The following is a 10,927-nucleotide window of genomic DNA, read 5'->3' as shown; positions in this document are numbered from 1 at the left end:
GAAAATTAAGTCTCTAAAGGCCATTGGGAAGAATCAAGCATTTTACAGAGCTTCCTTAAATATGGCGAAGTTATCGGCAAAGCGATTGCGTTCATTCCTAAAGGAACTTTGGTGAATCATCTCAATATCGCGAGCCAGCCGCGTTCCTACGCTGAAGAGTACGTATTAAAAGGAAAATACAAATGAAATTTTTAGGCTTCAAACGAAAAGACGGCTCTGTCGGTGTACGTAATCACGTTCTCATTCTTCCTTCCTGCGCGTGCGCGTCAGAAACTTGCCGTGTGGTTGCTTCTCAAGTTCTAGGGACTAAAAACGTCATTATCAATGTCGGCTGCTCTGATGTCACAGCAAATACAGAAATGACTCAGCGAGTGCTGACAGGATTTGCGCTAAACGCTAATGTTTTCGGAGTTGTCGTTATTGGACTTGGATGTGAAACTGTCGGGCATCGAGAGCTCGCAGAAAAAATCCGCAAGTTGTCCGATAAACCGGTCGTTTCTTTCGGAATTCAAGAAGAAGGCGGAACCATCAAAACAGCAGCTCTTGCCGTTGAGGCGGCTCGGAAAATGGTTGAAGAGGCAAGCAAGCTGCAAAAAGTAGGGTGTGATGCTTCAGATCTTTTTGTTGCGATCAAATGCGGCGGATCGGATGCAACCAGTGGGATTGCGTCCAATCCGGCAGTCGGGAGTATGGCCGACAGAATCTATGATCTTGGCGGCACAACGATGATGAGCGAAACCGTTGAGTTCATAGGCGCTGAGCATGTTCTCGCCAAACGCGGGGAAACACCCGGGATTCATGATCAGATTATTCGTATCTGTGAAGAGTATGAAAAACATCTCGCCCTAGCTGGGCAAGATTGCCGATCCGGCCAGCCTACGCCCGGTAACAAAGTTGGCGGCTTGTCGACAATCGAAGAAAAAAGTCTTGGTTGTATCCATAAGGGAGGAACTCGTCCGGTTTCCGAGGTTCTCCAAGAAGCAGCGAGGCCAACTAAGAAAGGTGCTCTCATTATGGATACGCCAGGGTATGACATTTCTTCTGTCACGAGTATGGTCGCCGGGGGCGCGACGATTGTGGTCTTCACAACCGGCCGAGGCACTCCGACCGGCCATACGCTAGCTCCAGTAATTAAAGTTACTGGAAATCCATTGACTGCGGAAAGAATGAAAGACAATATGGATATTGATGTTGCCGGTATTTTGGAGGGAGAAGAAACGATTAACCAGGCCGGGGAGAGAATCCTGAAAGAAGTGTTGGAAGTCGCCGGCGGCAAGGTAACAAGAGCAGAGGCTTTAGGCTTTTCTGATATCGCTGTCGATCATGTTTGCCGTTATATCTAATTTTGCAAAAAACATGGACGACTAAAAAATGCGCCCGGCAAGTTGCCGGGCGTCTGATTAGTAAATGAGGTTATTGATTGACAGTTTCAGGCTGGTCCCAGACTTTGATTTCCGGCAGTTTTCCTGTGTATTTAGTTACGCTGACAAGACCTGAAGAGGCAACATTGCCGCAAGCTAAATCAGATGTAGGAATATCCATAGTCAATGTGTTGGAGTTGCCATGAATGTCCAATAAAGTGCCGTCAGTCATCTTGACGGGTTCATACCATGCACCGTGATGAACAACAACCGTGTCTTTTCTGATTCTGTCCGTGACATAAGCACCGGCTAGTAGCGCACCGCGGTCATTTTTAACCAGAACGACATCTCCGTCTTCAATACCGAGTGATTTTGCGTTTTCCGGATTGATCCAGATCGGTTCGCGCTTCAAAATATTTGCAAAATCATGGCTGGAAGTACCGTCAAGCTGGCTGTGCATACGATAGCGACTCTTACAGGCCATATATGCAAGCGGATATTTCTTGTTAGGTGTATTGAGGCCCTCGGTTGGCTCTAAATAACTCGGATGACCTAAACAGCTCTTGTAACCGTAACTTGCTATCTTGGGACTGTAAATCTGAATTAAGCCGCTTTCCGTACCAAGAGAATTTTTCTTCGGGTCTTTTCGGAAATTAGCGAATGCAACATAGTCTCTTTCCTGCGGACGCACGTCATAGAGGAAGTAGCCTTTCTTCCAGAAGTTTTCAAAGGATGGCAGCTTGACTCCCATCTGTGCTCCGAACTTCCTGGACTGCTCGTAAATGAACTTAATCCAATCCATTTCGCTTCTTCCCTCTGTGAATTGGTCTCCGCAACCCATTCGTTTGGCTAATTCACTGAAGATCCAATAGTCGGGCTTAGATTCATATTGAGGCTCGATTGCCTGCTGCATCGCAACGATACCGTCATTGGAATAAGTTCCGATATTGGTAATATCGTTGTGTTCGAACTGGGTTGCAGCGGGTAAGACAATGTCCGCATGGCGAGCAGTAGCAGTCCAGCACGTGTCTGTTACTACGACAGTCTCAGGAATCTTCCATGCTTCCAGCAGTTGATTTGTCGAAGGCTGATGAGCGAAGGGGTTGCCGCCGGCCCACATTACCATCTTAACTTCAGGATAAGTGACCTTTGTTCCGTTGAAGTCGATCGTTTTTCCTGGATGCAGGAAGCAGTCTACAAAGCGGGCGACAGGGATTACCTTGCTGCCTTTCCAGGTCTTGTTGTAAGGAAGGACAGGTTCGACCGAAGCAGGCACGCCGCCGACAAAAGGACCGTAAGCAGCAGGGGATCCTCCGCTTGAATATTGATAATTTGTCCCTATCCCGCCTCCGGGCAAACCGATCTGTCCTAAGGCTGATGCTAAGGCAAAGCCCATCCAATGGGGCTGTTCGCCGTATTGAATGCGCTGAATCCCCCAGCCCATCATGATCATAGTGCGGTTTTCCTGAAGCTCGTGTGCTAAAGATTTGATTCTTGATTCAGGGACACCTGTCACTTTGGATGCCCAAGCAGGAGTTTTCTCAATACCGTCAGTTTTACCCATGACGTACGCATTGAATTCTTTCCAACCGGAGGTGTACTTATTGATGAAGTTGTGATCACATTTCCCGGTCTTTTCCAGCTCGTGGATCATGCCTAGCATCAATGCACAGTCAGTACCCGGAATCGGTGCAATCCATTCACTGTTGAGATATTCTGCGGTGTCTGTAGCAATAGGGTTGATGGAGATGGTTTTGATGCCGGAATCTTTGAGGGCTCTAAAGTAACCGGCAGCGTTATGCAGAGTAGTTACCCAATCAATATCATCTGTGACGAGGGGGTCTGCTCCCCAAAGGACAACACGTTTACTGTTTTTAAGAACATTATCCCAGCTCGTGGAGGTGGGGTCCGACATGCCGACCACATAGGGCAAGATACGGCCAATGGCTGCCGTTGAATAGCTGTTAGTGGTTTGGATGAATCCGCCGCAAAGGTTGAGTAAGCGCTGCTGCAAATTTATGGCCGCATTGACCTTACCGCTGGACATCCAACCGTAAGAACGACCGAACATCGCGCTCGGGCCGAAATCAGCGTAAATACGTTTCATCTCATTGGCGACCAAATCTAACGCTTGATCCCACGAAACTCTTACCCAGCGGTCAGTGCCGCGTTTTTCTCGAGAGGCGGGACCATCTTTTAAGTAACTTTCCCTGACCATCGGATAATGGATTCTTGAGGCAGAATAAGGCAAATTGCAAAGACCGTTAATATTCGGAGAAGGCGCGTAGTCGTACTCAAACGGGTGAAGTGCCACCATTTTTCCGCCGCGAACCTGAGGACGGACGATGCCCCAGTGACATGCCGTAATGCATGATCCTTCGTTTAGCGGAGATTTTCCGAGAGAGAAAGTCTCTGTTAGGCTAAGGTCAGGAAGCGGCTCCGGCAATGCTGGGTATTTGGCAGCGCTTTTAGCTCCAGCAGGATAATCTTTAAATTTTTCTGAAACACTGGGTTTTTCTTGTGCCGACACAGTGTTGGAAAGGGCTGCGGCACCTGAAGCCGCGGCTACGGCAAGAAAAGAACGTCTAGAAATAGAAGTCATAAATTGTGTCCTCTAAAGGGAGAGGTCTCATTTTTCGGGGAGAGACTTCCGTAAATTATAAAGATTCTTAACTAAAGTTGCCCTGGGGTTCTCCTTAATTTTTGAATAGCTTTTCACCCAAAAATTAGGCATTTTGTCTATAAAAACAAGAAGTTCTTGGCGTTAATTTTCATTATTAGCGGGTGTTGATTCTCGGCTCATCGTTTATTACAAAACTAATTGAGAAAAAAAAGCTCTCTGAGATGAATTGATCTTAGAGAGCTCAATCAGAAAAATATATTTTTTCTTAATCAATAGCTAAAGCGCCTTGATTGTTTTGGGTTTCTTCTACAGCTTTATCTTCTGCAAAATAACTATTAATTGAAGAAATAACTTCAGAAGTGTGCGCTTGAGGCTTTGTTATAAACGAAACGCTAACGAAAATAATCAAAGAAATAAGCATCGAGCAGAGTGCACCCGAAAATCCGAACGGCGAGACTTTGAAGATAAAAGTCATAGATACCATGCAGATTTCACCGATAACGATCGAAGCGATGGCTCCTTCGCGGGTTGCTTTCTTCCAGTACAAACCGCCGATAACGGCCGGAACAAGGACGGCAACTCCGCCGTTAGAAAGTACCAACAGATCAGCGAGGGCTGTTGGGCGAGTTAATGCAAAAACAACCGATGCCAAACCGATAATCAAAACACCGATCTTTGCGACGTTGTAGAGCGTGTTTTCATTGGCCTTTTTGTTCACGAATTTTTTGTAGATATCGGTCGCGACCATTGTAGAAGTTGCGTGCAGCTGAGAATCTCCGGTGGACATGGCTGCTGCGAGAGCTCCGCTGATGATTAGTGCAGCAAATACAGCAGGAGTGTATTTAAGCAGCAGTTCCGGGAAAATCGTATCCGGGGCTGCGATATCAGGCATTAAAAGTCGGCCGATCATCCCGACGCAAGGCGTAAATACGTAAATCATCGTCAGATAGATAGACGAGAAGACGGCTGACCATTTCATGACGTTAAGATTTTTTCCGGCGAAAAAGCGCAAGGTGCCCTGCGGGAACATCATCATGCCGAATGTAATGACGATCCAGCGAGAAACCCAGTCCTGAGCGGTTACGACGCCGTTTGGCTCCGGCATTGTGAAGAGTTCCGGCGTATGAGAGAACGCTGCTTGGTAGGCATCTGCAACGGATGGGAAATTTGCAAGGATAACCCAAAGCGAACCGCCGAGTAGGCCGGCGAACATAAATACCCCTTGAGCGGCGTCGGTGATGGCAACACCTTTCATCCCGCCTAACCAGACCAATACGATCATGATGGCAAAGAAAATCAATGCTCCAACGGTGTAGCTCAGCATGCCTCCGGAGATCGTTTGGAAAATGTAGCTGCATCCAATGGCTTGAATCGCCACATACGGGATGGTAAAGATCATCGTGATGAGCGTTACAAGAATGCCTACGGTTTTCGATTGATATACGTCAGAGGCGTAGTCTGATACAGACAAATAACCGTAACGCTTGCCTAAATACCAAAAGCGCCGCCCCCAAACCCAGAAGAGGACGCCCGGAAGAACTGTCCATAATCCGTTGCACCACCAGCCGATACCGTTTTTGTAGGCGAATCCGCCGGCTCCCATAAAGGCATAAGCACTATGGTAGGTTGCTGAGAATGTCAGTGTCAGAATGAAAATGCCAAGCCCACCGCCTGTGGCAAAGTCCTTGATGTTTTTCTTATCTTTTTTGGAGGCATAAAGCGCAATACCTAAAAGTACGGCGATATAGACGGCTAAAATCACTAATCCGATATTCATTTGGACCTCCTACAGTTCAGGCCGCTGCACGGGCACGATGGGTTTTTGGTCCTGCCGACAATCCCACGCTTTGAGTTTGTAGGCAGCAATAATGAAGTCGGCAATCATGACTAAGAACCAGAATTCAAGCCAAATGTACATGGTTGGCCAGCCCAATAAGAGCGGATGTTCTACGCAATAGTCGTTAAACCAAAAGACAATCGGCGGATTGACCATAAGGACGCTGACGATCAAAACTGCATAGAAAAGCTTGTGTCCGAGAGATTTCATAACGTTCTCCTTGGATCAAGCGTTTTGAAGCTGCTCAACGACAGCGATCAAGTTCTTTACTAAATGGTTGTGATAGATCTGTCCGCGGCGAGCGTCGGATTTAGAAGGTTCACCCGTACAACCGCCGGATTTTTTCGCTGCTGCTTTCGCGTGTTCAAGCGTACTCGGGACATAACAAAGTGTGTCATGTTCGTAAGTCGGATCGACAGAATAAAGAGGAGTATCTTTGATTGGATTGTCTATCGCTTTTTCTAAATGAACCATGTCCGGATAGCGAGCCATCATATGAGAAGTTTCTACTTCTTCGGCGTGTCCGACCGGACCGAAGCCCAGTTCCTTCACAATATCCTTGCTCATGTAAGCCGGATCAAAAATCTTGACGGTGCAGCCAAGCTTGCTCTGAGCTTTCTGTGCGCAGATCTGCATCCAAACAACATTCACGATGCGATGACCGTTGATCAGAATAATCTTATTCAGACCGTGAGCATTCAAGGATTCGATGATGTCGTAGGTCAATTCAGACAGTACCTCAGGTCGGATTGTGACGGTCCCCGGTAGTACCATGTGATGGGGACTCCAGCCGAACCAAACTGGCGGAGTCAGGACTGCACCGGTTTTTTCCGCTGCTTCCTCAGCTATAGTCATTGCGACGTAAGTATCCGTGCCTAATGGAAGGTGATAACTGTGTTGTTCCACACTTCCGATCGGGACAATAGCAACGCCTTTGGATCTGGCGATTGCTTCCTTTGCTTCTTCCCAGCTTTTGGTTTGCAGCCAAGCGCTCATTTTTGTCTCCTAGGTTTGAGTTTTTCTTATTAATAATTTAATGAAGGGAAACAGTAAATTAAGAGGTACTGATAGCTTTTTTGCGTGACATACAAAGAGTTAATCAGCAGTAATTAAAGTGTGAACATGTTCACGGACAACCTTCTCAAACATCCCGCTTCCTAAAGGCCAAATAACCTCTTTACAGGTAAAGGTTTAATTTATGTTAAACTCACCCGACTTTTGAGATCCCTAATGGAGTGATCAGGATATTTTGAAAGTGTTTGAGACAAATGCTTTGGCTTAGGTTTCCCATCTATCTGCCTCGTTAAATTGATATTTGTCTCTGGGATGAACCGATCACAATTGGAAAAATAATGGAATTTTTACAACTAATTTTAGCTTTTATAGCGCTTTTGATTATATGGCTAAGACCCAAAGCAGAGAATTGGGCTTTTACTGCCATGTGGCTTGGCTGGCTTCTTATGATTTACTTATATGTCGGCCATACATCCGGTGCTCTGTTAGGCAACATGAATCTGTAGGAGACATCGAATGTCAGAAAACAAAAATATTTCTTTAGATACCTCAAGAGGCACTTTCTTCTATTTCCTTCTCTGCACTGCTGCAGCCATTGTTTTTCTTTTTCCGGTCGGCATTGCCAACATGGTTTTCGGGTATATCCTCGGCGATTCTCCCTGTACGCTTTGTTGGGGACAGCGAATTGCGATGATTTTCATTGCGCTGTGTGCTTTTTTCATTGTTCGTTACGGCTTTAAACCCAAGTACATAGCCTCTCTCCTTATTTTCACCGGTGTGGGTCTTTGGCAATCTTTCCGTCATATCGCTCCGCACTCAGCCCGAGATTTGGATCAAGGCTTTGGCTTAATGGTCCTTGGTGCTCATACATATTTTTGGGCTGAGGTTGTTTTTTGGGCCGTCATTATTCTTCTCGGAGTTATGTTCTTTTTTGCACCTAAAGTATTAGGTCCGGCGAGCGAAAACGGCAATAATTGGCGCACCCTGAATTGGTGGGGAAAACTTTGTTTTTTCCTATCTGCTATTGTTCTCGCTTCTAATTGCCTTCAGGCTGCTGTTTCGACGGGATTTCCTCCCAACTATGGTCAGGGTGATCCGATTCGGTTCTCTTGGGATCCGAAACATATTATTCATACCGGCTCAGGAATGGACGGACATTTCAAAACCATCAGTTTCTTGGGTAAGCGAGATGTGAAAGCTCCGGATTTCGCATTTGCTCCAAACGCAGAGAAGCTAGGCATTTCGTTCAACCACAAAGCGTCAGAGGGACCTCTGAAAACAGAGAAAGCACTTCGAATTGTTTCAGAAGAAAAGATCGGAATTCGTCAGCCATTGAATAGTTTGACTTTCATCAACGGAGAATACGTTGTCAGTTCTAAAAACAATGTTTTCTTCCTGACCCCCGATCTCAAGTTGGTCGATGAGTTTGAGATGGATCCTTTGTATTCTGCCACGATCGATCCGACGGTTGGCCTTATTCCGTGGAAAGACGGCAAGTACTTGTTGATGGGATCTAATAAGAGCTTCCTGAAGTTTGAAAAGAACGTGACTGACGATCCGGACAAACAACTAATCGGAAGGTACTCGGACTTTGTTAAGGGAGAAGATCATTTCTTGGCTCTGGGACGCGGCCGTGTGGACACTGTTCGCTCTAAGTTTCATCATGTCATGAGCGCTGCCTCCGACGGCGAATATAACTATATGGCAACCGTTCCGAATAACCGTGACCACAAAACATTTGTGATTAGTAAACAGCTCATGCAAGACATGGTGACATCGGGAGAATTTACCCCTAAAACTAATCTACTGAAAGAAGGACGAAGTTTGGGTGAACTTTACGTCACGGGCTTGTCGATGTATGAAGGAAAACTGTTTGCGGTGAGTAAAAACTTCAACTGTATCTTTGAGATTGATCCGAAGGACGAGATGATTGATAGGGCTTTCGCTCTCCCTGAGTCTCTTGACGATGTTCGCGGCCTTATCGCGGATAAAGACGGCTTTAAGGTTCTCAATAGGAACGTACTGGTTACCCTGAAATTTTGATAACCGAATTTGAAATCAATCTCACTTTGATTTAAAGGATGCCGGCTTAACGCCGGTATTCTGCCTATTGACAAGGCTGTTAATCTTCAATACCCCGACGCTTCGAAAAATCAAACCTTGAAAGGGCAAATAAGAAGATCGCACCTCTGAAGCACAATTCAAAGGCCATCGCAACCCAGACACCATCCAATCCCATTCGGGATGCCAGGTAGTAAGCCAAGGGAATACGAATGAGCCACATGCTCCCTAAATTCATAAGACTTGGGAACAAAGTGAATCCGGCACTCACAAAAATACTGCAGCTTACAATCGCAGCGGCGAACATCGGCTCGGCAAACGCTTCAATTCGTAGGGCGCTGGAGCCCAATTCGATAATGGATTGATTGGTGGTCATAAAACCGATCATCCAAGGCGCGGTTAAGTACATCACTACGCCCATAGCCGACATGATGACCATGACCATGATGACGTTGATCTTGGAAAATCTTCTTGCCATGTCCGGCCGTTTTGCCCCGATGCTTTGTCCTACGATGGTGGATGCTGCATCAGCAACTCCGTAACCCGGCATGTAACACAAACTCTCAGCAGTGATGGCAAAAGAATGGGCTGCCAAAGACAGAGGACCCAGGGGGGGCCACAATCATCGTCGTCACGATTTGCGCTCCGCTCATTGCCATTCTTTCAACAGCTATAGGCGAACCGATTCTGAGGACTCTTCTCATACAGAATATCTCAGGAAGGAAAGAGCCCGGATGGCCGGCGAGGGCAATTTTGTCGGACTTCACGACAAGAAACCACAGCAGCAGGCACGTGCTGACCAATTCTGCCAGGATCGTTCCTAAGGCAGCCCCTGCAACATCAAGGTCGGCTCCGGGAACCGTAATGCTAAGCCCCAGAATCTTGTAAGTGGCAGTCGGGAAGATAAGCAGCAAGTTAAATATGGCGTCCAAGAAGCACATCCCGATATTAATCATGCTCGGAAGTTTCACATTTCCCGTGCTTCTCAGCATGCTTGAAGCAACAAAGCCTAAAAAGGCGGCAGGGGTGCCGAGACAAAATATGGCGAAATAAGTTTTAGCATCTGCATAAAGCTCGGGGGCGCCTCCGAGCCATGTCGGAACATAGGGGGCAAGAGCAACGCCGACAATAGCAATTGCTATGCTGATAAGACCGCCGACAAACAATGACTGCCGGAGTACAGATCGTGCCTCATCGAATTGTTTTGCGCCGATTCTTTGTGCGACTTGAACCGTAAAGCCTGCTGTAACGGATGTGATAAGTCCCCATACGAGCCAGAGGGAGGAAGAGACCAAGCCGATCGAGGCCGCAGGGTTTGCGCCAAGGTGACCGACCATTGCCGCGTCGATGTATTGGACCATCACGAAAGAAATCTGAGCAAAAATCGCAGGCAGGCTCAAGCGCCAAACGAGTTCGATTTGGTCCCAAACATTTAATTGCGCGCCGTTTCTGATAAGAGAAAACAGCTGCTCTGTTCTTTTATCCTTCGTAGCCATAGCTCGCATTCTAGAAGCATTCTTTTCCTTAGGAACATTACGGAATGATTATGGGCCTTATTGCTGGAGAGCTTTTTGCTGCTTCTACTTAAGCGCGTGTTGGATTTTGATAGGTCTGTTAATTCATTAAGGCTGCTTCAAAAGTCTTACAACCGGACTTGCCTCGATCAGTCCCGGAATCCGATGTCCACGGTCGCTCCCCTCGGCTAGAGGTTCAGCTCTTCCATCTTTGTTAACCATTTTGTTCTTGAGCTGGGCGCGCGGGGAAAGAATCAGGAAAATTTTCTTCTAAAATCCTGAGCCTTCGCTAGAAACTTTGAGAACAACGGTTTTAATTCTCAAGTTTTCCTTAATTTTCCTGCTCTTCAAACACCGTTTGTTGAAGTCAACTACCTCGGCCTGAAGGCCGAGGCTTGAAAAAGCCTCTAGTTGACTAGCCTCAGTCTGTCGTTTCGAGGACTACGTTGGGTGGGAATGCACAGGCACCGCGGGATGCAGATCCTAGTCCCGCGCTCTGCGGCCGATGGTTAAAAGC

At 46.8% G+C, this 10,927-nt stretch carries 8 protein-coding genes; 2 read left to right on the top strand and 6 right to left on the bottom strand.

Annotated elements, in window-relative coordinates; all coding sequences use genetic code 11:
- Window positions 1-182 precede the first annotated feature (182 nt).
- Window positions 183-1,343: a UxaA family hydrolase gene (locus tag RDK53_RS11820; RefSeq protein WP_308515122.1), complete on the top strand. Its 1,161-nt coding sequence runs from the start codon at window positions 183-185 to the stop codon at window positions 1,341-1,343.
- Window positions 1,344-1,413: 70 nt separating this feature from the next.
- Here RDK53_RS11820 and RDK53_RS11815 read toward each other — a convergent pair whose 3' ends face one another.
- The 4 genes from RDK53_RS11815 to RDK53_RS11800 form a co-directional block, all read right to left on the bottom strand.
- On the bottom strand, window positions 1,414-3,963 hold the full coding sequence (locus RDK53_RS11815) for a molybdopterin-dependent oxidoreductase (RefSeq protein ID WP_308515120.1): 2,550 nt from the start codon (window positions 3,961-3,963) through the stop codon (window positions 1,414-1,416).
- Window positions 3,964-4,249: 286 nt separating this feature from the next.
- Complete coding sequence (locus RDK53_RS11810; RefSeq protein WP_308515118.1) at window positions 4,250-5,761, bottom strand: sodium:solute symporter family protein; 1,512 nt, start codon at window positions 5,759-5,761, stop codon at window positions 4,250-4,252.
- 9 nt (window positions 5,762-5,770) lie between these two features.
- On the bottom strand, window positions 5,771-6,031 hold the full coding sequence (locus RDK53_RS11805; protein ID WP_149879704.1) for a hypothetical protein: 261 nt from the start codon (window positions 6,029-6,031) through the stop codon (window positions 5,771-5,773).
- 15 nt (window positions 6,032-6,046) lie between these two features.
- Window positions 6,047-6,817 carry a creatininase family protein gene (locus RDK53_RS11800; RefSeq protein WP_149879705.1) on the bottom strand — a complete coding sequence of 257 codons (771 nt, stop codon included), beginning with the start codon at window positions 6,815-6,817 and terminating at the stop codon, window positions 6,047-6,049.
- A 534-nt stretch (window positions 6,818-7,351) separates the two neighbouring features.
- Here RDK53_RS11800 and RDK53_RS11795 point away from each other — a divergent pair.
- Window positions 7,352-8,878: a disulfide bond formation protein B gene (locus RDK53_RS11795; RefSeq protein WP_281536721.1), complete on the top strand. Its 1,527-nt coding sequence runs from the start codon at window positions 7,352-7,354 to the stop codon at window positions 8,876-8,878.
- A 79-nt stretch (window positions 8,879-8,957) separates the two neighbouring features.
- Here RDK53_RS11795 and RDK53_RS11790 read toward each other — a convergent pair whose 3' ends face one another.
- A complete protein-coding gene (locus RDK53_RS11790) occupies window positions 8,958-9,446 on the bottom strand; it encodes an MATE family efflux transporter (protein WP_308515115.1) in 489 nt (162 codons plus the stop codon).
- A 13-nt stretch (window positions 9,447-9,459) separates the two neighbouring features.
- Window positions 9,460-10,392 (bottom strand): MATE family efflux transporter, encoded by a 933-nt coding sequence (locus tag RDK53_RS11785; protein WP_308515113.1) that lies wholly within the window; start codon window positions 10,390-10,392, stop codon window positions 9,460-9,462.
- Window positions 10,393-10,927: the final 535 nt, after the last annotated feature.

The sequence above is a fragment of the uncultured Turicimonas sp. genome, assembly GCF_902477955.1.
GTDB lineage: Bacteria > Pseudomonadota > Gammaproteobacteria > Burkholderiales > Burkholderiaceae_F > Turicimonas.
Note: the sequence above shows the minus strand (reverse complement) of the source record. Positions and strands in the feature narration are given on the sequence as shown.